The sequence below is a fragment of the Mesorhizobium sp. M0048 genome (genome assembly GCF_040323405.1).
Lineage (GTDB): Bacteria > Pseudomonadota > Alphaproteobacteria > Rhizobiales > Rhizobiaceae > Mesorhizobium.
The window spans coordinates 164,261-187,296 of record NZ_JAMYUV010000002.1 but is presented as its reverse complement, the minus strand read 5'-3'; the positions used below and the strand labels follow the sequence as shown (position 1 = coordinate 187,296).

The 23,036-nt window shown below is 62.9% G+C and carries 23 protein-coding genes; 10 read left to right on the top strand and 13 right to left on the bottom strand.

Features of this window, described 5'->3' with window-relative positions; all coding sequences use genetic code 11:
* Positions 1-47 precede the first annotated feature (47 nt).
* Genes NKJ84_RS03145 through NKJ84_RS03135 form a run of 3 tightly spaced genes read right to left on the bottom strand, consistent with a single transcriptional unit; the run spans position 48 to position 4,667 of the window.
* Entirely contained in the window at positions 48-1,202 is a 1,155-nt protein-coding gene (locus tag NKJ84_RS03145) for an efflux RND transporter periplasmic adaptor subunit (protein WP_352505277.1), read from the bottom strand.
* Positions 1,203-1,218: 16 nt separating this feature from the next.
* Positions 1,219-4,398, bottom strand: coding sequence for an efflux RND transporter permease subunit (locus NKJ84_RS03140; protein ID WP_352505458.1), 3,180 nt, complete (start codon positions 4,396-4,398; stop codon positions 1,219-1,221).
* The gene (locus NKJ84_RS03135; protein WP_352476600.1) at positions 4,392-4,667 is read right to left on the bottom strand and encodes a hypothetical protein; all 276 of its coding nucleotides are present in this window, start codon (positions 4,665-4,667) and stop codon (positions 4,392-4,394) included. Before NKJ84_RS03135 ends, NKJ84_RS03140 begins: the two co-directional genes overlap by 7 nt.
* Before the next feature lie 251 nt (positions 4,668-4,918).
* Here NKJ84_RS03135 and NKJ84_RS03130 point away from each other — a divergent pair, with 251 nt between their 5' ends.
* The gene (locus NKJ84_RS03130; protein ID WP_031211029.1) at positions 4,919-5,500 is read left to right on the top strand and encodes a TetR/AcrR family transcriptional regulator; all 582 of its coding nucleotides are present in this window, start codon (positions 4,919-4,921) and stop codon (positions 5,498-5,500) included.
* Positions 5,501-6,053: 553 nt separating this feature from the next.
* Here NKJ84_RS03130 and NKJ84_RS03125 read toward each other — a convergent pair.
* The 6 genes from NKJ84_RS03125 to NKJ84_RS03100 form a co-directional block, all read right to left on the bottom strand.
* Complete coding sequence (locus tag NKJ84_RS03125; RefSeq protein WP_352505276.1) at positions 6,054-7,076, bottom strand: LacI family DNA-binding transcriptional regulator; 1,023 nt, start codon at positions 7,074-7,076, stop codon at positions 6,054-6,056.
* A gap of 57 nt (positions 7,077-7,133) precedes the next feature.
* Positions 7,134-7,928, bottom strand: a complete 795-nt coding sequence (locus NKJ84_RS03120; RefSeq protein ID WP_352505275.1) for an ATP-binding cassette domain-containing protein — start codon at positions 7,926-7,928, stop codon at positions 7,134-7,136.
* A gap of 3 nt (positions 7,929-7,931) precedes the next feature.
* Positions 7,932-8,918, bottom strand: coding sequence for an ABC transporter permease (locus tag NKJ84_RS03115; protein ID WP_254820392.1), 987 nt, complete (start codon positions 8,916-8,918; stop codon positions 7,932-7,934).
* Between the two features lie 106 nt (positions 8,919-9,024).
* Positions 9,025-9,957 (bottom strand): sugar ABC transporter substrate-binding protein, encoded by a 933-nt coding sequence (locus NKJ84_RS03110; RefSeq protein ID WP_352505274.1) that lies wholly within the window; start codon positions 9,955-9,957, stop codon positions 9,025-9,027.
* A gap of 253 nt (positions 9,958-10,210) precedes the next feature.
* Positions 10,211-11,005, bottom strand: a complete 795-nt coding sequence (locus NKJ84_RS03105; protein WP_254820394.1) for an SDR family oxidoreductase — start codon at positions 11,003-11,005, stop codon at positions 10,211-10,213.
* Between the two features lie 77 nt (positions 11,006-11,082).
* A complete protein-coding gene (locus tag NKJ84_RS03100) occupies positions 11,083-12,240 on the bottom strand; it encodes a fumarylacetoacetate hydrolase family protein (RefSeq protein WP_352505273.1) in 1,158 nt (385 codons plus the stop codon).
* Positions 12,241-12,462: 222 nt separating this feature from the next.
* Between NKJ84_RS03100 and NKJ84_RS03095 the strand changes: the two genes are divergently transcribed.
* The 8 genes from NKJ84_RS03095 to NKJ84_RS03060 all read left to right on the top strand — a co-directional run bounded on the left by NKJ84_RS03095 (position 12,463) and on the right by NKJ84_RS03060 (position 19,826).
* Positions 12,463-13,746 carry an NAD(P)/FAD-dependent oxidoreductase gene (locus tag NKJ84_RS03095; protein WP_352505272.1) on the top strand — a complete coding sequence of 428 codons (1,284 nt, stop codon included), beginning with the start codon at positions 12,463-12,465 and terminating at the stop codon, positions 13,744-13,746.
* Between the two features lie 83 nt (positions 13,747-13,829).
* The gene (locus NKJ84_RS03090) at positions 13,830-14,717 is read left to right on the top strand and encodes an ABC transporter permease (protein WP_352505271.1); all 888 of its coding nucleotides are present in this window, start codon (positions 13,830-13,832) and stop codon (positions 14,715-14,717) included.
* On the top strand, positions 14,714-15,592 hold the full coding sequence (locus NKJ84_RS03085; RefSeq protein ID WP_352505270.1) for an ABC transporter permease: 879 nt from the start codon (positions 14,714-14,716) through the stop codon (positions 15,590-15,592). Before NKJ84_RS03090 ends, NKJ84_RS03085 begins: the two co-directional genes overlap by 4 nt.
* Positions 15,577-16,647, top strand: a complete 1,071-nt coding sequence (locus NKJ84_RS03080; RefSeq protein ID WP_352505269.1) for an ABC transporter substrate-binding protein — start codon at positions 15,577-15,579, stop codon at positions 16,645-16,647. The genes NKJ84_RS03085 and NKJ84_RS03080 overlap by 16 nt, the downstream gene beginning before the upstream one ends.
* A gap of 175 nt (positions 16,648-16,822) precedes the next feature.
* On the top strand, positions 16,823-17,431 hold the full coding sequence (locus NKJ84_RS03075) for a cupin domain-containing protein (protein WP_254820400.1): 609 nt from the start codon (positions 16,823-16,825) through the stop codon (positions 17,429-17,431).
* Entirely contained in the window at positions 17,421-18,506 is a 1,086-nt protein-coding gene (locus NKJ84_RS03070) for an ABC transporter ATP-binding protein (protein ID WP_352505268.1), read from the top strand. Before NKJ84_RS03075 ends, NKJ84_RS03070 begins: the two co-directional genes overlap by 11 nt.
* Positions 18,507-18,534: 28 nt before the next feature.
* Positions 18,535-19,236 (top strand): 2'-5' RNA ligase family protein, encoded by a 702-nt coding sequence (locus NKJ84_RS03065; protein ID WP_352505267.1) that lies wholly within the window; start codon positions 18,535-18,537, stop codon positions 19,234-19,236.
* Between the two features lie 236 nt (positions 19,237-19,472).
* Positions 19,473-19,826, top strand: coding sequence for a SnoaL-like domain-containing protein (locus NKJ84_RS03060; RefSeq protein ID WP_352505266.1), 354 nt, complete (start codon positions 19,473-19,475; stop codon positions 19,824-19,826).
* 91 nt (positions 19,827-19,917) lie between these two features.
* On the opposite strand, the gene NKJ84_RS03055 is transcribed toward NKJ84_RS03060, so the two are convergent.
* Positions 19,918-20,397 carry an SRPBCC family protein gene (locus NKJ84_RS03055; protein ID WP_352505457.1) on the bottom strand — a complete coding sequence of 160 codons (480 nt, stop codon included), beginning with the start codon at positions 20,395-20,397 and terminating at the stop codon, positions 19,918-19,920.
* A 2-nt stretch (positions 20,398-20,399) separates the two neighbouring features.
* Entirely contained in the window at positions 20,400-20,750 is a 351-nt protein-coding gene (locus tag NKJ84_RS03050) for an ArsR/SmtB family transcription factor (RefSeq protein ID WP_254820403.1), read from the bottom strand.
* A gap of 173 nt (positions 20,751-20,923) precedes the next feature.
* Here NKJ84_RS03050 and NKJ84_RS03045 point away from each other — a divergent pair, with 173 nt between their 5' ends.
* The gene (locus tag NKJ84_RS03045) at positions 20,924-21,277 is read left to right on the top strand and encodes an ArsC family reductase (RefSeq protein ID WP_352505265.1); all 354 of its coding nucleotides are present in this window, start codon (positions 20,924-20,926) and stop codon (positions 21,275-21,277) included.
* Positions 21,278-21,338: 61 nt separating this feature from the next.
* On the opposite strand, the gene NKJ84_RS03040 is transcribed toward NKJ84_RS03045, so the two are convergent.
* A complete protein-coding gene (locus tag NKJ84_RS03040) occupies positions 21,339-21,704 on the bottom strand; it encodes a DUF488 domain-containing protein (protein ID WP_352505264.1) in 366 nt (121 codons plus the stop codon).
* 39 nt (positions 21,705-21,743) lie between these two features.
* A complete protein-coding gene (locus NKJ84_RS03035; RefSeq protein ID WP_352505263.1) occupies positions 21,744-23,000 on the bottom strand; it encodes an aminopeptidase in 1,257 nt (418 codons plus the stop codon).
* Positions 23,001-23,036 lie beyond the last annotated feature (36 nt).

Genomic DNA, 23,036 nt, shown 5'->3' with positions numbered 1-23,036 from the left:
TGGCGTGGGAGCCGAGGGCGCCGCGGGACCGGACCTGATGGGGGTTATCAGGTGGCCGGTTTCTCGGGCAGCGGCGAGACCGGCATTCCCGGGCCGATCTTCTGCAGATTGCCGGTAATGACCCGGTCGCCTTCGGCCACACCGCTCAAGATGGCGACCTGATCGCCATTGGTCGGTCCGAGCGAAACGATACGCTGGTCGACCGTGTTGTCCTTGCCGACGACATAGAGGTATTTGCCGAGCTGGCCTGAGCCGAGTGCCGTCTGCGGTACCATCAGCGCATCGGGCTGCTCTTTGACGTGCAGCCGGACGCGAACATATTGGCCGGGGAGCAGCGTGAACTTGGCGTTGCCGATCGTCGCACGTGCCGTGATCGTGCCGGTCGAGCGATCGATCGTGTTGTCTACGAAGGTAAGATCGCCCTTCTGACGCGGTTCCGTTTCACCGGGAAGCAGGACGTCGACGCTGATCGGTCCTGCGGCCCGGGCTTCCTCGATCTGTGTCAGGTCCGTTTCGCTCGGATTGAAGGTGACGTAGATCGGATCGAGCTGCACCAGCGAATTGAGCACCGTGCCGGCAACGCTGACCAGCGTTCCAACGGATGCTTGGCTGCGTCCGATGCGTCCCGCGAACGGGGCGCGGATTTCGGTATAGCTCAAATTGAGCTCGGCGGTCCGCAAGGCGGCCTGGTTCACGGCGAGCGAGGCCTGAGCCTCACGCAAGGTGCTGGTGCGCTGGTCGAACACGTCCTTGGCGAGATAGCCGCTTTTGGCGAGCTCGCTGCCGCGCCCGAGATTGGAGCGCGCATAGTCGAGTGTTGCCGTGTCGCGTTGGATAAGCGCCTTCGCCTGCTCAAGGGCAGCCTGGAAATCCTCAGGGGCGATCTTGTAGAGAAGGTCGCCCTTCGCAACGTCACTGCCGTCGATGGCGACCTGCTCCTGCAGGTAGCCCGGCACGCGCGCCTGCAGCGTGATGCTGCGGATCGGCTCCACCCGGGCGGCGTAGTCGAGATAGATCGGGATCGTCTTCTTGACGACGCTCACCACCGGCACCGGCATGACGAAGGCTTCCGGCTTGGGTGTTGCCGCCCCGGCTGTGCCGGCGTTGAGGCTGAGGCTGCCCATGTCGAGCAGGTGAACGCTCGCCACCGAAATCGCCCCAAGGGCGACGGCCGTTCCCAGCGCGATTTTCCATTTACGCATGATCAATTCTCCAGTCCTATTCAGCCGCTTCGGCCAGGGGCTCGAAGGCGGGTTCGGCAGTTGGTTGTTCGGTCGCTTCGGAAACCGGTTCGCTCTCGCTGCGGCGCTCGCGCAGCTGCTCGATCACCGCATAGAAGACCGGCACGAACACCAGCGACAGGATCGTCGCCGCGACCATGCCGCCAAAGACGGTGGTGCCGATCGACTGCCGGCTTGCGGCACCCGCACCTGTGGCGAACATCAGCGGCAGCACGCCGAGGATGAAGGCGAAGGCGGTCATCAGGATCGGTCGCAGCCGAAGCCGCGCCGCTTCCATTGCGGCGTCGACGATGCTGAGGCCTTCTTCGCGCCGGCGCCGGGCAAACTCCACGATCAGAATCGCGTTCTTGGCCGCCAGTCCGATCAGCATGACGAAGCCGATCTGCGAATAGACGTCGATCTGCATGCCGCGCAGCCACAGCACGACGAACGCACCGAACAATGCGAGCGGCACCGCCAGCAGCACCATGAACGGCATCGCCCAGCTCTCATACTGCGCGGCGAGGATCAGGAAGACAAAGACGATTGCAAGGCCGAAGACGACGGATGCGATCGATCCTGCCTTGAGCTCCTGATAGGTGATGCCGGTCCATTCGTAGCCGAAATCTCTCGGCAATGCCGTGGCAGCGGCACGCTCCATTGCCGCCACCGCCTGGCCGGACGAAAAGCCGGGGGCGGCGCCGCCATTGATCAGCGCCGACGCATTGTTGTTGTAATGCGGCACGGTCTCGGGGCCGACGATCGGCACAAGCTTGCCCAACGTGCTCAACGGCACCATGCCACCCGACGCATTGCGGACATAGAGCCGCGATATGTCGGCCGGACCGGCGCGAGAGTCCTTGTCGGCCTGGATCGTCACCCGGAAGGTGCGGCCGAACAGGTTGAAATCGTTCACATAGAGCGAGCCGAGATAGATCTGCAGCGTGTTGAAGACGTCCGGCAGGTTGAGCCCGAGCAGCTTCGCCTTGGCGCGATCGAGATCGTAGTTGAACTGTGGCGTCGAGGTCGAGAACGACGAGAACAATTGCTGCGGGTTGAGCTCCGGCTGCTTGCGCGCCTCGGCAATCACGGCTTGCGTCGCATCGTTGAGCGCCACGCTGCCGCGGCCGGTCAGGTCCTCGACCTGGAACTCAAAGCCACCAGTGGTGCCGATGCCCGGGATCGACGGCGGGTCGAAGCTCAGCGCAAAAGCCTCCGGAATTTGCAGCAGCTTGTTGCGCACCTCGGCGACGAGCTTCGAGGCGCTCTGGTCGGGGCCGCGTTCGTCCCATGGCTTCAGGATCGCGAATTCGACCGCCGAATTCGACTGCGCGGCACTGGTCAGGAAATTCAAGCCGCTGATCGAGCCGACGATGTCGACGCCGGGCGTGTTTTGCAGGATGTCGCGCGCCTTTTTCGCCACTGCATCGGTGCGTTCCAGCGAGGCCCCGTCGGGGAGCTGGATGACGACGAAGAAATAGCCCTGGTCCTCGACCGGAAGGAAGGTCGACGGCAGGCGCTGCCAGACGAAATAGGTCGCGACAAGTCCGGCCGCGAACACGCCGAGCATGATCCAGCGCAGGCGGATGAGAATGCGTACGCCATTCGCATAGGCATGCGCCAGCCGTTCGAAGCCTGTGTTGAACCAGCGGAACAGCACGAACTGGGTTTCCGGCCGGTGGCGCAGGAAGGCGGCGCTGAGCGACGGGGTAAGCGTCAGCGAGACGAAGGCCGAGATGCCGAAGGAGATCGCGACGGTCAGGGCGAACTGGTTGTAGAGTCGGCCGGACACGCCGGGAATGAAGGCGACCGGCACGAACACGGCCATCAGCACGGCGGTCGTGGCGATGATCGGGCCCGTGACCTCGGCCATCGCCGTGCGCGTGGCAGCCAGAGGTTTGAGGCCGGCCTCAAGTTGGCGTTCGACATTCTCGACGACGACGATGGCGTCGTCGACGACGAGGCCGATCGCCAGCACCATGCCGAGCAGGCTGAGCATGTTCAGCGAGAAGCCAAGCATATGCATGACGGCCAGCGTCGTTACCAGCGACACCGGAATTGCGATCGTCGGGATGATCGTGGTGCGCCAGCTTTGCAGGAAGATGAACACCACGGCGACGACCAGGACCAGCGCTTCGCCGAGCGTGATCAGCACGTCGTGCATTGAGGCCGAAACGAAACGTGTCGTATCGTAATGCATGGCGTAGCTGACGCCCTTCGGGAAACGGGCCGACAGCTCCTGCATCTTGTCCTTGACGCGCTGCTGCAGATCGAGCGCGTTGGAGCCCGGCATCTGGTAGACCGCGAGCACCACCGTCGGGTCCTTGCCGAAGAAGGCCGACGACGAATATTGCAGCGCACCGAGTTCGATGCGGGCAACGTCGCGCAGCCTGACCAGCGAGCCGTTGGCGGTATTGGCCCGTACGACGATGTCGCCGAACTCCTTGGGATCGCTCAGCCTGCCGACGGCGTTGACCTGCATCTCGAAGGCAGTGCCGGCCGGAGCCGGTGATTGCCCGATCTTGCCGGCCGCCACCTGGACGTTCTGCTCGGCGACGGCGTTCTGCACGTCGACGGCAGTAATGCCGAGATTGGCGAGCTTGTCGGGGTCGAGCCAAATGCGCATCGAATAGCGCCGCTCGCCGAAGATCTGCACGTCGCCGACGCCGGGCAGGCGCTTCAGCGGATCGACCACCTGCAGATAGGCGAGATTGCTCAGCGCGACCGGATTGACGGAACCGTCCGGCGAGGTGAGGTCGACGATCAGGACGAAGTTCGGGTTCTGCTTCTTGATCGTCACGCCGCCCTGATTGACGATGGCCGGCAACGAGGAAGCCGCCTGCGAAACGCGGTTCTGGACGTCGACGGCCGCCGTGCTCAGATCGTAGCCGACGTCGAAGGTGATGGTGATCGTCGACGAGCCGTCATTGGAGCTCGACGACGACATATAGATCATGCCTTGGACGCCGTTGATCTGCTGTTCGAGCGGTGTCGTCACCGTGTCGGCGACGACCTGCGCGCTGGCGCCCGGGTAGTGAGCGCTGACCACGACCTGGGGCGGCGTGATGTCGGGAAATTGCGAGACCGGCAGAAGAAAATAAGAGATTCCCCCGGCGAGCACCATGATGATGGCGATCGCCGACGCAAAGATCGGACGATGGATGAAGAAGTTTACCATGAGATGCATGCCTCGCCCGATGCTCTGGCCCGGCCGAAGGCCTTGGCCACCCTGGACAGCCGCCGGCTGCGCGTTGAGCCGGAATCTTCGAGAAAGCCGAAATCTTGCAGGGGACGACGCGGCGCATTGCGGCGCTCGGCCTGCTCGTCCGCCAGCGCACGCAGCATCGCCTCGAAAGACCGCGGGTCGACGCGGTCGGCTTTCATCAGCATGCGGATCATCGGATCCCTCACGACTTCATCGATCGTCAGATCATTGCGCTGCGACATCGAAGCGGCTCCTGGTTTTGACGATCCGCGGCAAGCCGCGGATCTGGTGTTCTCTTGCTCGCCGGCCGAGGCCGTGAGGTGCGGTTCGTCCCCTTGCCGATCGGGGCGGGGCTGATGACCGGCACTTGCGAATTTGACATAATGCAATGCGGGTGTTACAGGTAAGTAACATCTCTAACGTTACAGACCGGTAACACCCTAGTCAAGAGGTGCACCGAGGGAATTTCGGAAACGCAATCACGGAGGTTTTGATGACAGACGGTGTTGTGGAGCGTGTTCGCCCCCGGGACAGGATCCTGGAGACGGCACGGGACATGTTTCACAAGCATGGCATTCGCGGCGTCGGCATCGACGCCATCACCGAGGCCGCCGGCACCAACAAGATGACGCTCTACCGGCATTTCGAGTCCAAGGACGACCTGATCATCGAATGTCTGCGGGCGACCGCCTGCAGCGCCAACGCGATGTGGGAGAAGTTCGAGGCGGAGAATCCGGGCGACAAGCTGGCGCAGCTGCACGCCTGGGTCCGGATGGCGGCCGATTGCCTGATGTCGGATCGCCGCGGTTGCGACATGGCCAACGCCGCCATCGAGCTGAGCGAGGCCGATCATCCGGCAAGGCAAGTGATCAAGGAACTCAAGGAAGCGCAGCGCGAGCGTCTGGTCTCGCTGTGTCGCGATGCGGGTATCGGACAGGCCGAGCTTCTCGCCGATACGCTGTCGCTTCTGCTCGAGGGCGCCCGCGTCAGCCTGCAAAGCGTCGGCGCCGAGGGCCCGAGCGCGCAGTTCGTCCGCATGGCGGAAGGCCTGATCACTTCTTTCAGGGCCAGATAATCTCGCAAGCGGCGAAACGATCCGCGGCGTTTCGATTGCGCGCCGTGCCGCCGCGTGATGTCTCGTCCCATCGCGATGTGCCATCTCGCGTCTCCCTTGCCGATCCTCCGCAGCAGCATTGCTGGCGCGGCGTTGTTTGCTGGTCGCGAGGCAGGATAGGGCCGCTGGCGAACCGGTGAGAGTGACAAGTGTGACAGGATTCCGCCCCGATAAGCCGCGGCAGTCGCAGCGAAGCTCATCGATCCGCGGATCAGCAATCGTGTGCGGTGCCAGTCACGATCCCAGCATCGCCCGCTATCCCGGCGCCGGAACAAAAAAAGCCCGCTGCCGGGAGGAGGTGGCAGCGGGCTCGATTTCGAATACGGCACGGGAGGAGGTGTACCGCACTCAGCGTCGGCATCGCATCTGGGAGGAGTAGATGGCCGACACCTGCGAAACTATCAATTGCCCAATGATTCGGCAACCAAAAAAGTTGCATAGGTGATGTGCAGATTTGCGGTATCAACCGAATCTTAACGATCGAGGCCCGAGCGACCATCGCCCCCGCACGACATCACTGCACCGGGACATTTTCCTTGAAGATCAGGCGCGGCTCGATGAATTTCCGCGTCAGATAGGGCGCCGACGAGGCGATCGAGCCGAGCAGGCGAATGACCGACTGTTCGGCGATCAGCCGCGCATTCTGGTCGATGACGACGTCGAGCAGATCGTCGACCAGATAGCCGCGCGTCTCGCGCGTCAGGTCATGGCAGATGAACACCGGCTTCGTCCGCGGCCTGGCTTCGAGCAATGCTTTTGCCACGCCCGAGCGCCCGGCGCCGATACAGTAGATGCCGAGCAGCTCCGGCTCGTTGTGCAGCGCCTTCATGGTCGCGGTATAACTGACCTCCGGCTCGTCGTTGATCTCGACGGCGCTGGTGACGGTCAGATTGGGGAACTCCTCGCCGAGCACTGAGCGAAAGCCCATTTCGCGTTCCTCGTGGCCGCGATAGGAACGTGAGCCGACCACCATCGCCAGATGGCCCTGGCGGCCGCCGAGGAACCGTCCCATCAGCAGCGCCGCGGTGCGGCCGGCCACTCTGTTGTCGATGCCCACATAAGCTGAGCGCGGCGCGCCGGGAACGTCGGACACCAGCGTGACCAGGCGGATGCCGGCCTCGACGATCTCGCGCAAGATGTTGCGCGTTCTCGGATGGTCGATGGCGATGACGCCGACACCGTTCGCCTTGAGAGAGAGGTTTTCGACGGCCGTCTGCAAGGCACTCGGCGAGATGCCGGCGAGCTTGTGGATGCGGCAGGAGGCGACCAGCGGCAGGCGCGCCGCATAATCCTCGATGTGCCTGGCCAGATCGGCCATGAAGGCATTGCTGCCCATCGGCAGGAAGAATTCGAGATGTGCCGGCCGCGAGGGCAACGCGACCTGGTCGACGACCGGCAGATAGCCGAGCTGCTTGGCCGCCTCCATCACGCGCTGCCGGTTGGCGGCACTCGCCCCCGGCCGGTTGTTGAGCACACGGTCGACCGTCGCGGTCGACAGGCCGCAGCTCCTGGCAATATCCGAAACGGTGGCTTTCATGTCGCAACCATGTGGCGATGCGATCCAGTGCCTCGACGATAAGCCCGGCCCGGCTGCTCACCCGGGCCGTTGCGTGCCCTCGGCCAGCGCGTCACGGATCTCCTTGTCCGACATGCCGGTGATGACGCGCTCGACTTCGGCGACGCTGGTCTTCTTCGGGTCGATATCGTCGGCGACCACCTTGCCGCGGCGCATGACGACGATGCGGTCGACCACCTGGAAGACATGATGGATGTTGTGGGCGATGAAGATGCAGGAATGGCCGGAATCGCGGGCACTGCGCACGAAGCTCAGCACCCCTTGCGTTTCGGCGACGCCGAGATTGTTGGTCGGCTCGTCTAGGATGATAAGGTCGCTGTCGAAATGCATGGCGCGCGCAATCGCCACCGCCTGCCGCTCGCCGCCGGAGAGTGAGCCGATCGGCGTCGTCGGCGGGATGTTCTTCGAGATGCCGACCTGCTTGAGCAGGTCACGGGCAACCACGTTCATCGCCTCCTGGTCCATGCGGTTGAGGAAACGCGGCGGCTTGATCGGCTCGCGTCCGAGGAACAGGTTACGGGCGATCGACAGCTGCGTCACCAACGCGGAATCCTGGTAGATCGTCTCGATGCCATGGGCGATGGCGTCGCTGGTACTGCGCAAATTCACCTTCTTGCCGCCGATAAAGATGTCGCCGCTGGTCAGCGGGACCGCGCCCGACAGCACTTTGATCAGCGTCGACTTGCCGGCGCCGTTGTCGCCGAGCAGTCCGACGATCTCTCTTTCGTTGACATGGAAATTGGCATCAACCAGCGCCTGCACGCGCCCATAGGACTTGCGGATATTTTCCATGCGGACAAGCGGTTCGGCCATGGTTCAAGTCCCTGCCTGATGCCGGCGTTCCAGCCATGAGTGGAGCGCCATCATGCCGAGGATGATGGCGCCGATGAAGATGTTGTACGCAAGGCCCGGCACACCGATCAGCACGATGCCGTTGCGCATCACGCGCAGGATCAGGATACCGAGCACCGTGCCGATGATTGTGCCGCGCCCGCCGGTCAGCGCCGTGCCGCCGATCACTACCATGGCGATGACTTCGAGCTCGTAGCCGGTGCCGCTGTTGGGGTTGGCCGCCGAGGTACGCAGCGAGGAGATGACGCCGGCGAGCGAGGCCAGGATCGACGACAGGATGAACAGGCCGATCTTGACGCCGCTGACATTGACGCCGCGCGCCCTTGCGGCACTCGGGTTGCCGCCGGCCGCCTGGATCCAGTTGCCGGTCCGGCTCTGCGTCAGCACGTAGCCGAGCGCGATTGCGGCGGCGATGAACCAGAACAGCGACATATAGATACGGAACGGCCCGATGAAGAAATCGCCGACCAGGGCTTCCGCCAGCCAGCTGCCCTCGGCGCTCCAGGTCCGCTGCGGAAACCCGCTGGTGACGAACAAAGCGGTGCCGCGCACCACCAGCAGCATGCCAAGCGTCACCAGGAAGGACGGGATCTTGAGCTGCGTCACGAACCAGCCATTGACCAGTCCGATGAAGGCAGCGACCACCAGCGCAACGACGAAGGCGGCTTCGAGCGAGGCGACGCCGCTGTTGAACAAGGTCCACATCAGGACCGGCGAGAAGCCGAACACCGAGCCGACCGAGAGGTCGAATTCGCCTGATGTCATCAACAGCGTCATCGCCAGCGCGATCAGCCCGAGTTCGACCGTGAAGGCCAGCGTGTTCGAGATGTTTTGCGGCGACAGGAAGTCGTGGTTGATGCCCCAGAACACGGCGATCTCGATGACGAGCAGCACGAACGGCCCGAACTCAGGCCGCGCGATCGAGCGTTGGATAAGAGAACGATTTTCCACCTTGGACCCGCGATAGGATTGGATTTGGCCGAGACCGCAAGCGGTTCGGCGGAATGATGAGACGGTCACGGCCGCCGAAGCGGCCGTGACCAACTCGATCGCGGACCTATTTGCCGGACAGGATCTTGTCGTATACCGCGGCGGTGTCCTTCTCGTAGAGCGCGCCGGTGATCACGTCGAAGCCTGGCGGGATACCGCTTGCCGCCATGTTGGCGAGCGAGAGCGCGACGTAGCTGGTCGCCTGCGGATCCTGCCACTGCGCGGCATTGACGTAGCCGTTCAGCACTTCCTGAGTGGTGTCGAGCGAGTTGCCCCAGCCGACGACCGGGATTTCGCCCGGCTTGACGCCGACCTGGTCGAACACTCGCTTGATCGAACCGGTGACCAGGTCGCCGAGGCCGATAACCGCCTTGACCTTGGCCCTGTTGGCGGTGAGGTAATCGACCATGCGGTTGATCACTTCGGCCTGGTCGAGCGTCGCTTCGGTGATTTCGTAGGTGATGCCGAGCGGCTCGAACACGCTCTTGATGCCTTCCTCTTCCTGGACGCCATAGGTGGCGCCGGGAATCTCGACCGGCATCCAGACGAAGTCGCCCTTCTTCACCAGGCCCTTGTCGACCAGATACTGCGCCCAGTGCTTGCCGAAGGTGACGTTGTCGCCGCCGACATAGGCGTTGAAGTCCGCCTTCGGGTCGGGCGTGTTGAAGTTGATGATCGGGATGTTCGCCGCCCGCGCTTCCTTGACGATCTCGACAAGGCTGCCCGGATCAGGGCTGGTCGTGGTGATGCCGTCGGCCTTGGCGGAAATCGCGGCGCGAATAGCCTCCTGCTGCGACGCCACGTCGCCATTGTGGAACGATGTGTTGACAGTGTTGCCGGTGTCCGCCGCCCATTGCTTGGCCCCGGCAAGGAAGTAGGTCCAGACCGGATCGGCCGGGCCGCCATGCGAAATCCAGTAGAACGTCTTGGCCTGTGCCGCGGCCGGAATGGCCAGCGCCACTACCAAGCCAAGTACAAGCAGTCTTAGCCTCGTCAGCATGTGATTTCCTCCCATTTGAACCGAACTCCTCCTCCGACGACGATCACCGCGAAAGGCCGTGCGCGGCCAAAACGGTGGTGCGCATTTTGCCAGCGTCGACCTGGGCGCATTAGAGCATTCCCTTTTTCGATCGATGGCAAGCCTCCATCCGCCAATGGACGTTGGCGCAATGCACGACGCCATCAGCAATCCCATCAGATTGCATCAGTTTGGCTGATATTTTCCAGGCGGCCGACGATCGGCCCTGCGACCGTCACGCAATGCCGCGCGGCGGCGCGCCGAGCACGGATTGCTCTAGGTCGATAAGCGTCCCGGTCATCAGCCCGGAGGCGTCGCTGAGCAGGAACAGCGTTAGCTGGGCGACTTCGTCCATGGTCAGCAATCGACCAAGCGGCAGGCCGGCGGCGGCGATCTTTGCCCAGTTTTCGCCCTTGCCCAGCGTGCGCGCCTGCATCTCTTGTTCGGCCGGCGTCGCTACCCAGCCCATGTTGATGCCGTTGACGCGGATGCGATCGGAAAGATGCGCGTTGGCAATGTTTCTGGTCAGCGTCGAAAGCGCGCCCTTGGTGGCGGAATAGATGGCAAGGTCCGGCGCACCGCAATGCGCATTCACCGACAGTATGTTGACGATGGCGCCCGCCGCCTGCCGTGTCTTCATGTCGGCTACGGCCGCTTGCATGAGGAAGAACGGCGCGCGCGCATTGACGGAAAACAACCTGTCCCAGTCGTCGATTGTGCCAGTTTCCAGCGAGGCCCGGTCGGTGAGGGCCGCAGCGTTCACCAGACAATCGATGCGGCCGAGTCTTTTGATCGCTTCCGCCATGACAGCTGCAGGCGCGGCCGGATCTCCAAGCTCGGCCTGGATGAAGACGACGGGCCGGCTTGGTCGTGAAAGCTCTTCGGCGATGCGTGCGCCACGCTCGGCATTGCGGCCGACAATGGCGATCCCTTCGCCGCCGCCGGCTGAGGCCAGCCGGGCGATGGTCTCGCCAAGCCCTTGCGTCCCGCCGGTAACGACAAGGGTCTTGCCCTCAAGAGCGACGATCAATGGACTCTCCCGAATGCCGACGAGCAGGTAATTTCCAATCAGAGAATTCTAGATCTATCGGATGTGAGGCTGGGGGACTAGATGAGGTCGGCCCTTGCGAGGTCACGCATCAGATGGCTGGCGCCGTAGGTCCAGTGTGGGCAGTCGGGTGACAGCCGCACGCGGTTGACCAAGGCACCGAACTTCTCCGACGATATGGTGACGATGTCGCCGACCTTGTGGGTAAAGCCTTTGCCTGTTTCGCCGCGATCCTTCGACGGCACGAACATCGTGCCGAGATAGAGTGCCAGCCCGTCCGGGTATTGATGATGTGGCCCCATGGCGGCGGCGACCAACTCTTCTGGCGAGCGGCTGATCTCGGCCATCGAACTGGCGCCCTCCAGCGAGAACCCATCCTCGCCTTCGACTTTCAACCGTACGATCGCCTGCTTCACGTCGCCGATGGAAAATGTCTCATCGAACAGCCGGATAAAGGGGCCAAGTGCTGCCGAAGCGTTGTTGTCCTTGGCTTTGCCGAGCAGCAGCGCCGAGCGCCCCTCGACGTCGCGCAGGTTGACGTCGTTGCCGATCGTCGCCCCGACGATCCTGCCGCTGCTCGCAGCAATCATGGCGATCTCCGGCTCCGGATTGTTCCATGTCGAAACCGGATGCAGGCCGACATCGGCGCCGAAGCCGACCGAGGCCATCGGCTGGCATTTGGTGAAGATCTCGGCATCGGGGCCTATGCCGACTTCCAGATATTGCGACCAGGCGCCGCGCGCAATCAGCTTGGCCTTGATCTCCATCGCTTCCGGCGAGCCGGGCTTGAGCTTCGACAGGTCGTGGCCGATCAGCCCGGCGATGTCGGCGCGAATGGCGTCGGCCTTTTCCGCCGAACCGCGCGCCTGCTCCTCGATCACCCGTTCGAGCAGGCTGACGACAAAGGTGACGCCAGACGCCTTGATCGCCTGCAGGTCGACGGGGGACAGCAGGTACGGTTTCCCCGGATCGCGCGCTGTCTCGAAACTGTTGGCCGCAATGGCATCGAGCGGGCCGATCGGCCGCCCCTTTGCCGAGCGGACGTGCGCTGCCGGATCCGGCAATTCGCAAACGTCGCGTACGGTCGGTGCCACATTTGACATGATGTCGAAGACCGTGCCGTCACGCACCGTGACCACCAGCGGATGGGAAGCATCGCTCGCCCGGGCGCGGCCCACGAAGAGGCCTTCGGCGGGCAAATGTGTGGCGTTCGTCATGGCTTGTATTTCCTGTTGTCTTGTCCTTCGGCCGCGGCACTTTCAACAAATTCCCGCCAAAGGTCTATCCCGCTTGCAGGGCGAGCTTTGTCAATTCTTTGGGTCTTCGCATCGCTGGACCTTGATCGAGCCTGACGTGCGCCAACGGCGACGGAAAACGCTCTTTCAAAATAATGAAACCGTCGCTAGGGTTTTTCACCTACTGAAGTCTCCAGGTGACGCTTGCTCTTACGGTTTTCCGACCCAATCTGGCAGAAGCCGCGGACAGCCACCGCGTTCCAGTCGCTTTTTCCAGCCGGCCAATGCGTCGATGTCGTCATCGTCGGCGGCGGCATCATGGGGCTGTCAACGGCCTTGCACGCTGCCCGGCTCGGCCTTGCGGTCCAGGTGCTGGAGGCCGGCGAAATTGGCAATGGCGCGTCCGGTCTGAACGGCGGTCAGGTTATTCCTGGCCTGAAATACGATCCGGACTGGCTGCTGGAGCATTTTGCTCTCGAACGCGGTGAGGCGCTCGTCAACTTTGCCGCCTCGACGGCGGACGCCGTCTTCGAATTGATCCGCGACGAAAAACTGGCGGTGCCGTTCGTTCGCAATGGCTGGATTCAGGCCGCGCACACCGAGACCGCGCTGATAGCGGCGGCGAATCGGGATCGGCAGTGGCGGGCGCGGGGCGCCGATGTCCGGTTGCTGAGCGGGACGGAGATCGCGACGATGACCGGCGCGCAAGGCTATCTCGGCGGCTGGCTCGATCGCCGTGCCGGCGTCATCGATCCGCTCGCCTACACGTCGGAACTGGCGCGCGTCGCTGCAGCGGCAAGCGTAAAGATCGCCGAGCGCCAGAACGTGATGCAGATCAGCAAGGATGCTGGTATTTGGCACGTTGCCACGGAAAGCGGCGCCGAACTCAAGGCCAGGGCGGTCGTCCTGGCGACCAACGCCTATACTGGCGGCCTGCTTCCCGGCCTCGCCGAGACGATCGTCCCGCTGCATTCCTTTCAGATCGCGACAGCGCCGCTATCGTCCAATCTCGCGGCGGCGATCCTGCCGGAGGGGCAGGCGGTTTCGGATTCGCGCCGCATCCTCGTCTATTACCGCAAGAGTGCCGATGGTCGGCTGGTGCTTGGCGGACGCGGCCGCATGGCCTTGCCGAACGGCCCGGCCGACTGGGCGCATCTGGAACGCGCGCTGCTGCGACTCTACCCGGCGCTGTCCGACGTGGCCATTGAAAAGCGCTGGTTCGGCCGGGTTGCAATGACGCCGGACCATCTCCCGCATATCCACGAGCCAGAGAAGGGTCTGCTGGCGGTGGTTGGCTGCCAGGGCCGCGGCATCGGCCTGATGACCGCCCTTGGCGAGCGCATCGCCTCCTACCTGTCGAGCGGCGACACCAGGCAATTGCCGTTCCCGATCTCGCCGATCCGGCCGATTCCGTTTCACGCCTTTCGGCAGGTCGGCGTTGCCGCGACCATCGCCTGGTACCGAATGCTGGACGCCTTCGAACGCTGACGTTCATTCCCGAACGTGAAACAGCTTGACAGCTTCACGAATATGAAAAAAGCTTAGTCGATTTCAAATACCATAGGCAGTCGATGTCGACCATCGCCGCAACCCAGCCGCTGCCGGAAACCCGGTCTTCGCCGGGTTTCCGTTTCGCCATGCTGCTGCCGGGCGGGCTCGTCACCTTTGTGCTGATCCTTTTCGCCCTTGGCCTTGTGTTCTTCCTCGCCTTCCGCGGCAATGACGGCTCGCTGCTGGGGGCTGGTTTCACCCTTGCTAATTTCGTCACCGTGGCAACCGATCCGCTGTACTGGACGGTGACGCTGCGCTCGCTGGGTATCGCCGGCGTGGTGACGCTGGCAACGGTCGTCACGGCGTATCCTGTCGCCTACTATCTGGCCTTTCATGCCGGGCGGCGACGCGGGCTGCTGCTGTTCCTGCTGACCCTGCCGTTTTGGACCAGCTATCTGCTGCGCGTCTTCGCTTGGAAGATCGTGCTTGCCTATAATGGCGTGCTCAACTCGGCGCTGATCGAAAGCGGCATCTGGTCGGAGCCGACATTGGCCTTTCTCAACACACCGGCAGCGGTCGTCGTCACGCTTGCCCACGCTTATGCCCCGTTCGCCATCCTGCCCATCTATGTGGCGCTGGACACGATCCCGAAATCGCTGCTCGAAGCCGCTTCCGATCTCGGCGCAAAACCGTTCACCAGCTTCCGCCGCATCGTGCTGCCCAATTCGATGCCGGGCGTGCTGGCGGCGGCCCTCGTCGTCTTCGTGCCGACCGTCGGCGACTATGTCACCCCGGCGTTGGTCGGCGGCCCGGCCAGCACCATGATCGGTACGCTGATCCAGGCCGAGTTCGGCAAGGCAAATGACTGGCCGTTCGGCGCCGCACTCGCCGTCGCCGTCATGCTGGTCATTCTCGCCGTGGTGCTGGTGGTGCGCTTCGCCGACCGCCGATACGGCAGCCGCACATGAACACGGCGCGTATCGATGCAAGGCAGGGCGGCGGCTGGCTGGGAGCCTACGTCCTTGCCTATCTGGTGTTCCTGTATCTGCCGATATTGCTGATCCCGCTGTTTTCCTTCAACGATTCGATCCAGGCGGCGTTTCCGCTGCAAGGCTTCACGCTTGAGTGGTACGGCACGCTTTACGGCAATTCGGCGCTGTCCAGCGCGCTTGCCACCAGCCTCGTCATCGGCGCAACTGCTGCCACTGGCGCAACACTCTGCGGCGTGACCGTGTCCTATATGGACCTCTACGGCCGCTCGCCGCTGGCCGCCACGATCAGTGCTATAGCGCGGCTGCCGATCCTGATCCCAGGCGTCATCGTCGGCATATCGCTGCTCATCCTGGTCAACCTCGCCGGCTTGGGGCCGTCGCGCATTGCCATTGTGCTCGGCCATGTGTTGGTGGCGCTGCCGACGACGGTGGTGGTCATGCGCAGCCGCTTCGCCGCCATCCCGAAGACCATCCGCGAGGCAGCGCTCGACCTCGGCGCTTCCGACTGGACGACCTTCAGACGGGTGATGCTGCCGCTCAGCCTGCCGGCCATTATTTCGGCGTTCATGCTGGCCTTCCTGACCTCCTTCGACGAGTTCATCGTCGCCTTCTTCCTTGCCGGCACCGAGCCGACGCTGCCGCTTTATATCTGGAGCCAGCTGCGCTTCCCGAAATCGCTGCCGACCGTCATGGCGCTCGGCACCGCGATCCTGGCCGTGTCGTTTCTCATCGCCGCACTCGCCGAAATGCTTCGCCATCGCGGGCTTGCTGCCACCCGGCGGTCAGCGCGCGCCAACCTGTCAAAACCAGAAGAAACCGAAGGAGGAGAACTGCAATGGCATTCGACCTGAAATCGATAACGGCAAAGACAGCGAAAACCGGACTGGCTGCCTTCGCGCTGGCGCTTGCGTCGACTGTCGCCTTTGCCGGGGACAAGCTGCAATATTTCACCTGGTCGGGTTATGAACTGCCCGACTTCAACAAGAGCTTCCTCGCCGCGCACCCCGATGGTGTCGAAGCTTCGATGTTTGGCGACGACGATGACGCTTTCACCAAGGTCAAGGCCGGCTTCCGCCCCGATATCGCGCACCCATGCTATGACAAGGTGGCGCGCTGGAACAAGGAAGGCCTGCTGCAGCCGATCGACACCAAGCGCATCAAGAACTGGGATTCGATCTTCCCGGTCTTCAAGAACCTGCCCGACCTGCAGGCCGGCGACGGCAAGGTCTGGATGGTGCCGTGGGACTGGGGCAATACCGCGATCCTCTATCGCACCGATCTGGTGAAGAACCCGGAAGCCAGTTGGAACCTGCTTTGGGACAAGCAATATGCCGGGCGGATGGCGACCATCGATGCCGTCCACGACACACCGGTGGTGGCGGCCCTTCTCGCCGGCGTCAATCCATTCGACATGACACCGGAACAGATGGACAAGGTGGCAGAAAAACTTCGCGAGCAGCGCCCGCTGCTCTCGAACTACACCACCGACATGACCTCGGTCGAGCAAGCATTGGCGAGCGGGCAGCTGGTCGCGGCCATGACCTGGAACGCCTCGGCCACCTCGCTGAAGAAGCAGGGCGTGCCTGTCGAGTTCATGAAGCCGAAAGAAGGCATGCTGACCTGGGCTTGCGGCTTCGTCATGCTCAAGGACGCCAAGAACGTCGACCTAGCCTATGACTTCATCAACAGCCGGCTGGAGACGGATTCCGGAAAGTATCTGATCCAGGCCTACGGCTATGGCAGCTCGATCAGCTCGGCTTTCGCCGCCGTGCCGAAGGAGGAGTTGGAGAAACTGCAGCTGCCTTCCGATCCCGAGGTGATGCTGAAGACCACGATCTTCACCGGGCCGATGAAACAGAATGACGAACTCGCCAAGATGTTCGAGAAGGTCAAGGCGGGCGGCTGAGTTCGTACTTCCTTCTCCCCTTGCGGGAGAAGTGTCGCCGAAGGCGACGGATGAGGGGTGTTCCAGATGGCACCGACGGCACTCCGGCCAACACCCCTCATCCGTCTCGGCGCTTCGCGTCGATCCACCTTCTCCCACAAGGGGAGGGAAAACCTTACCAAATAAGGACGAACGAATGGACATGCTGGACGAAGCGGCTGAGAAGCCGAAGGATGACGCCGACGTCAGGGTCGGCCGGCGCGTGCGGGCGCTCAGGCTGGAGCGCAATCTCTCCCTGGCCGAACTCGCCGCCAAAGCCGGCGTCTCGATCGGTGCGCTGAGCCAGATCGAGCGCGGCATGTCGTCATTGCGGGTGCGAGTGATCTGGCCGCTTGCCGCCGCCCTCGACATCGAGCCGTCGGCGCTGATTGTTGATGGCAACGATGCCGGCAACGATCTGTATTGCGTTCGCGCCAACAGCCGGCGTCAGATCCCGGTCAAGTCGGAAGGCATCGCCAAGGCGCTGCTGTCGCCGCCGGCTGCCACGCTGACCGGGATGCTGGTGACGGTGGAAGCCGGTGGCGGCACCGCCGAAGCCTACGCCCATGCCGGCCATGAATTCGGCTTCGTCCTGTCGGGCGAGGTCGAGCTGGTGGTCGATTCGACCAGATACGGGCTGAAGGCCGGTGACAGCTTCGCCTTCAAGAGCACCTTGCTGCATGCCTTCCGCAATCCGGGCAGCGAGCGCTGCCAGATCCTGTGGGTCAACACCACCAAGCCGTCCGAGGTTCGTGATGGCGCCTGATCCGCTCGTCCGGCTGGACAAGGTCTCCAAGATTTTCCCCGGCGGCATCGTCGGGCTCGACACTGTCGATCTCAATATTTCGCGCGGCGAGTTCCTGACCCTGCTCGGACCGTCCGGCTGCGGCAAGACCACCAGCCTGCGGGTCATCGCTGGTTTCGAAGGCCCGTCGAGCGGCAGGGTCCTGCTCGAAGGGCGCGACATCACGGGGCTCAGGCCCTTCGACCGCCCGGTCAACACCGTATTCCAGGACTACGCGCTGTTTCCGCACATGAACGTCGCCGAAAATGTCGGCTTCGGCTTGTCGCTGCGCAAGCTCGCCGGTGCCGAACAGGCGAAGCGCGTCGGCGCGGCGCTCGACATGGTCGGCCTTGCCGACAAGCTCGGCGCCCGCGTGTCCGAACTGTCGGGTGGCCAGCGCCAGCGCGTCGCGCTTGCCCGCGCCATAGTCTGCGAACCGCGCGTGCTGCTGCTCGACGAGCCGCTGTCGGCGCTCGATGCGCATCTGCGCGAACAGATGCAGGTCGAGTTGAAGCGCCTGCAGTCGCGCCTCGGCACCACTTTCGTCATGGTCACGCACGATCAGACCGAGGCGCTGTCGATCTCTGACCGCATCGTCGTCATGAACAAAGGCCGCATCGAGCAGACCGCGCCGCCGGCGACCCTCTACGACCGGCCCGCAACCAAATTCGTCGCCAGCTTCATCGGCACGATGAACCTTCTGCAGTCGCGCTTTGTCGGCCGCGACGGCGAGCGCTTGCGGTTCGCCGCCGGCGCCCTGCCGCTGGAAGCGGTTTCGGAGACGGGCGAACTGCCTGGCGAGGGCACGGTGCGCACCATCGGCGTGCGTCCGGAGGATCTTTTGGCGACGACCGAGGCCACGGCCGGCACTGTACCGGTGCGGGTGAACAGCATCGTCTTCCACGGCCGCACCTTGCGCCTTCATGCAGAGCTGGGGCAGGGGACACAGGTGGTGATCGACGCGCCACGCCCGACAGAGGGTTCTCAATTCAGCGTCGGCGATGTGGCGCATATCAGCCTGCGCCGCGGCGCCAACTGCCCTATGCTGCCCAGCTAGTCTGATTTTCAACTTCCAGAAAACCGGAGTGTTCCAACACTATCGGCAACGGGGCGCAGAGTTCGAATTCCTGCTCGGCAGGGCTTCCTCGACAGCTGAAATCGCGGGTGTTGGCGCGGAAAGCATTCAGCGCCCGTTGCGTTTCCATTTGACGAGTTCTCTGTTTGTTCTAAATTTCTCGGTCGGATACAATTTGCCGGACGAGAGATCAATTATGAGTGGGCAACCTGCATTCGGAGCCGCGAACAACGGCCAGACCTTTTTCCGATGGGAGCGGTCCAAGCGACGTTTCGACGACCGCATATTCTTCGCCATCTTGGCTGAGAGCGCGGTCGCTGGTCCCTTGGCGCGAAAGGCTATCGCCTTGAATCGAGAGTTAGGGCTGCAAGGCTGGTTTGTTCCGGAAAAGCACATCCATATCTCGCTCGTCGGCCTCGGTGACCATGATGGGTATCCGGAAGAGCTGGTTGAAATCGCTCGGCATATCGGCTCGATGATCGTTGCAAAACCGTTCGATGTTTCTTTCGATCGCCTGACGGCTTTTGGTGGTGGTTCGCTGGTTCTGCGCAACGGTGACAGCAATCCAGCGCTCCAAGAATTCTGGCGCAATCTCACCGCTCTGATTTCCGACAGCCCGCTAAAGCTCTTTCTCACGAAGTCCATTGAACCGCATGTTACGCTGCTTCGTGACGAAGTCCGTGTCCCCAGGATTTCGCGAACGGTCGATTGATCCAATTGGCTGGACAGTCCGGGATTTTGTGCTGATCCACAGTGTAATCGGCAAGGGGATTTACCGCGAGCGCGCACGTTGGCAATTGAACGGCCAAGACGATGCCTTGGCCGGGATGTAGAGCCCCCGCACGATATTCATCATCCTGACATGGCATGTCAGCTGTCTCGGGATTGACGATGGCAGGCCAGCACGCGACCCGCTACTTCCAATGCGTCTTAACAGGAGGAACCCCCATGACGATCACGGAAATTGCCAAGGATTTCACCGAGCTCCTCAAGCAGGGCGATCACCAAGGTGCTGCTGAGAAGTACAATGCCGACGACGTCGCCAGCTACGAAGCCATGGAGGGGCCGATGGCCGTCTCCCGTGGCAAGGAAGCTCTGAAGCAAAAGAACCAGTGGTGGCAAGAGAACAACGAAGTGCATGGCGGTTCGGTCGAGGGCCCATATGTCAACGGCGACCAGTTCGCAGTGCGCTTCAAGTTTGACATAACGCCCAAAGCTACCGGCGAACGTGCCACCATAGATGAGGTTGGTCTGTACACGGTCAAGAACGGCAAGATCACAGAAGAGCGGTTCTACTATTGAGGCCGGAAATACCACCGGCTTCCGGGAGCCGCTGCAAGGTTGAACAATAAGCATGGCGGCCGGGAGGATGACCTGGCCGTCTTCGAGAAGCTCAGATCGTTTTGACGTAACCCGCCAACTGATCCGCCACCGTGCCCCAGCCGTCGTAGAAGCCCATCTCCTCGTGGCTGTTGCGCGTGGCTTCGTCGCGGTGGATGGCGGTCGCGGTGTAGCGCGTCGCCTCGCCCCGCGATTGCAGCGATATGACGGCTGTAATGAACGGGTCGCCTGACGGCCGGTAGCCTGGCAGCAGCGCATCGGTCCACACCAGCCGCTCGTCCTGGACGATCTCGAGGTAGCAGCAACGCCTGTCGTTGACCTCCTTGCCGTCGGGCGACTGCATGCGGGTGCGGAACAGGCCGCCGGGCCGCAGGTCGATCTCGCAATCGGTGATGATCCACGGCTTCGGCGTGAACCATTGGCGGACATGCTCGGGCTTCGTCAAGGCCATCCACAGCAGTTCGCGCGGCGCCTCGATCGACCGTTCGAGCACGAGGTCGAGCTTCGGATCGGGTTGGAACAACGGAGCCATGTTCATCTGTCTTTCTCCTTGAGTTTCAGCACGTAGTCGTCGAACTGGTCGAGACGGCGCTCCCACAGCGCTCGCTGCTCGGCCAGCCAGTTTTCCGCGAGCTTCAGCGGCTCCGGCGCGAGCCGGTAGGTCCTGACGCGGCCTGCCTTCTCCGAATGCACCAGCCCGCAGCCTTCCAAAACCCTGAGATGCTCGATGAACGATGGCAGGGCCATCTCGAACGGCTGGGCAAGCTCGCTGACCGAGGCGGGGCTTCGGTTCAGTCGCTCGACCACGCGTCGCCGGGTCGGATCGGCGAGCGCCCGGAAAATGCCGTCGACGGGCGGGGGGCTTTCGGTCTGCAGGCTCGTCATAGTCGTTTCCTTGCCTCGGCCATTCCGCGTGACCAGAGTTGGCTTAGAAACACTTAGGGAAATTCCTTACTATTGGCAAGGGCGAAAATCATGGATGCCCGGCAAGGCCGCTGGAAAACTGCGAGGTGCGGTTTTAGGGTGCCGTCAGATTCGACCGGTCCGAGGATCCGTTTTTGACGATCACCATGTATGGCATCACCAATTGCGATACGATCAAGAAGGCCCGTTCCTGGCTGGCGAGCCATGATGTTGCCTATCGCTTTCATGACTACAGGGTCGACGGGCTGGATGCGGATCGGCTGAACGGCTGGTCAGGCAAAGTCGGCTGGGAAATTCTGCTCAACAAGGCGAGCACGACGTTTCGCGAACTGTCGGGGGAGGACAGGATGGGCCTGGATGAAAGGAAGGCCAAGGCGCTGATGCTGGCAAAGCCGACGATGATCAAGCGTCCGGTGCTGGAACTTGGCGATCGCATACTGGTTGGCTTCAAGCCTGATGTTTATCAAGAGGCGATCGGTAGGAAGTAGAACCGACCGACCGCGATCCGTCGCGCCCCCCTCTGTCCTGCCGGCATGAATATCGATCGTATCAGACGCTTGTGGTTTTCCCATGCAAATAGCTCGCCAGCGCGACCGCATTATTATGGGCCTCGTCATGCGCGCCGTAGAGCAGCGTCACCTTGCCCTCACGCAGCAAGGCGCGCAGTTCCGCCACCGCCTCGCCGTTCCGGTCGAGCTCATCGCTGTATCGCCGCTGGAACTCCGCCCAGCGCGCCGGCTCATGGCCAAACCATTTGCGCAACGCGTCGCTTGGCGCGATGTCCCTCAGCCATAGCGTCAGCGCCGCGTCCTGCTTGGCGATGCCGCGCGGCCATATGCGGTCCACCAGCACCCGCTGCCCGTCATCGGGCGACGGCGGCTCATAGATGCGCTTGACCGCGAGTTCCATTGCCAACCCCGCATGCGTCACCGGCGCGGCTGCGTGCTGGTGCTCTTAAACCCACTCGCCCTTGCGCATCACCGGCACGCGGCTGCTGTCCTTGTGGACGCCGTCTATATCGATCTTGTCCGAGCCAATCATCCAGTCGATGTGGATGAAACTCTTGTTGCCGCCGCGCGCCGCGATCTCGTCCTGGCTGAGCGAGGCGCCGTCGACAAAGCACTTCGAGTAGCACTGGCCAAGCGCGATGTGGCAGGCGGCGTTCTCGTCGAACAGCGTGTTGAAAAACAGCAGCCCGCTCTTGGCGATCGGCGAGGAATGCGGCACCAGCGCCACCTCGCCGAGACGGCGCGAGCCTTCGTCGGTATCGAGCACCTTCTGCAGCACATCCTCACCTTTCGAGGCCTTGGCCTCGACGATGCGGCCCGCCTCGAAACGCACCGCAATGCCGTCGATCAGCGTGCCCTGGTAGGACAGAGGCTTGGTGCTCGTGACGTGGCCTTCGACGCGCCTTGCATGCGGCGTGGTGAAAACCTCTTCGGTCGGGATGTTCGGGTTGCAGGTGATGCCGTTCTTGGCGGTCGAGGCGCCGCCCATCCACTCGTGGCCGTCGGCCAGCCCGACGGTCAGGTCGGTGCCGGGGCCGGTGAAATGCAGTGCGTGGAAATTGTGGCCGTTCAGCCATTCGGTGCGGCTCTTCAACGCCGCATTGTGCGCCGTCCAGTTGCCGATCGGGTCTTCGACGTCCACCCGCGAGGCGGCAAAGATGGCATCGGCGAGCTTGGCCACGGCGACGTCTTCGGCATCGTCCGCGAAAACCTGCTTGGCCCACGCCTGATCGGGATAGGCCACGATGTTCCAGTTGATCTCGAAGCCGGTGATCTTCTCAAGCGCCGGCTGATAGGCCATCGAATTTGCCTTGTTGGCACGCGCCACCTTTGCCGGGTCCTGAGACGAAAGCAGCGAGGGATCCTCGCCGCGCACGGCAAGCCTCGCCGCATTGTCGGCGAAGGCTTTTGCCATGCCTTCATAGAGCCAGCCGGCGGCGCGGTCAAAACCGGCGTCGGCGCCGTAGCGGAAGCGCGCGAGAGTGATCTCGTCGTCGTTGAAGATCGGCGTCACCAGGCCGGCACCTGCCTTGTAGGCGTGCTCGACGATCCGCCGCGTCAGAGGCAGCGCGGCGATAGACGAGGTCAGCACCAGATCCTGACCCGGCTGCAATTGCAGCCCGACCTTGACGGCGACCTCCGCCAGCCTGTCGAGCTTCACCGGGTCGATGGTTGCGGAAACGCCGCGCGAATGTGTGGTCATGATCCTGCCTGCCGTGATTGGGGACTGCGTCTTACA

Excerpts from the sequence above, each read along its gene's own strand:
- NKJ84_RS03145 (WP_352505277.1), bottom strand. The coding sequence starts at position 1,202 with ATGCGTAAATGGAAAATCGCGCTGGGAACGGCCGTCGCCCTTGGGGCG.
- NKJ84_RS03140 (WP_352505458.1), bottom strand. The coding sequence starts at position 4,398 with ATGGTAAACTTCTTCATCCATCGTCCGATCTTTGCGTCGGCGATCGCC.
- NKJ84_RS03135 (WP_352476600.1), bottom strand. The coding sequence starts at position 4,667 with ATGTCGCAGCGCAATGATCTGACGATCGATGAAGTCGTGAGGGATCCG.
- NKJ84_RS03130 (WP_031211029.1), top strand. The coding sequence starts at position 4,919 with ATGACAGACGGTGTTGTGGAGCGTGTTCGCCCCCGGGACAGGATCCTG.
- NKJ84_RS03125 (WP_352505276.1), bottom strand. The coding sequence starts at position 7,076 with ATGAAAGCCACCGTTTCGGATATTGCCAGGAGCTGCGGCCTGTCGACC.
- NKJ84_RS03120 (WP_352505275.1), bottom strand. The coding sequence starts at position 7,928 with ATGGCCGAACCGCTTGTCCGCATGGAAAATATCCGCAAGTCCTATGGG.
- NKJ84_RS03110 (WP_352505274.1), bottom strand. The coding sequence starts at position 9,957 with ATGCTGACGAGGCTAAGACTGCTTGTACTTGGCTTGGTAGTGGCGCTG.
- NKJ84_RS03100 (WP_352505273.1), bottom strand. The coding sequence starts at position 12,240 with ATGACGAACGCCACACATTTGCCCGCCGAAGGCCTCTTCGTGGGCCGC.
- NKJ84_RS03090 (WP_352505271.1), top strand. The coding sequence starts at position 13,830 with ATGTCGACCATCGCCGCAACCCAGCCGCTGCCGGAAACCCGGTCTTCG.
- NKJ84_RS03085 (WP_352505270.1), top strand. The coding sequence starts at position 14,714 with ATGAACACGGCGCGTATCGATGCAAGGCAGGGCGGCGGCTGGCTGGGA.
- NKJ84_RS03080 (WP_352505269.1), top strand. The coding sequence starts at position 15,577 with ATGGCATTCGACCTGAAATCGATAACGGCAAAGACAGCGAAAACCGGA.
- NKJ84_RS03075 (WP_254820400.1), top strand. The coding sequence starts at position 16,823 with ATGGACATGCTGGACGAAGCGGCTGAGAAGCCGAAGGATGACGCCGAC.
- NKJ84_RS03070 (WP_352505268.1), top strand. The coding sequence starts at position 17,421 with ATGGCGCCTGATCCGCTCGTCCGGCTGGACAAGGTCTCCAAGATTTTC.
- NKJ84_RS03060 (WP_352505266.1), top strand. The coding sequence starts at position 19,473 with ATGACGATCACGGAAATTGCCAAGGATTTCACCGAGCTCCTCAAGCAG.
- NKJ84_RS03055 (WP_352505457.1), bottom strand. The coding sequence starts at position 20,397 with ATGGCTCCGTTGTTCCAACCCGATCCGAAGCTCGACCTCGTGCTCGAA.
- NKJ84_RS03050 (WP_254820403.1), bottom strand. The coding sequence starts at position 20,750 with ATGACGAGCCTGCAGACCGAAAGCCCCCCGCCCGTCGACGGCATTTTC.
- NKJ84_RS03035 (WP_352505263.1), bottom strand. The coding sequence starts at position 23,000 with ATGACCACACATTCGCGCGGCGTTTCCGCAACCATCGACCCGGTGAAG.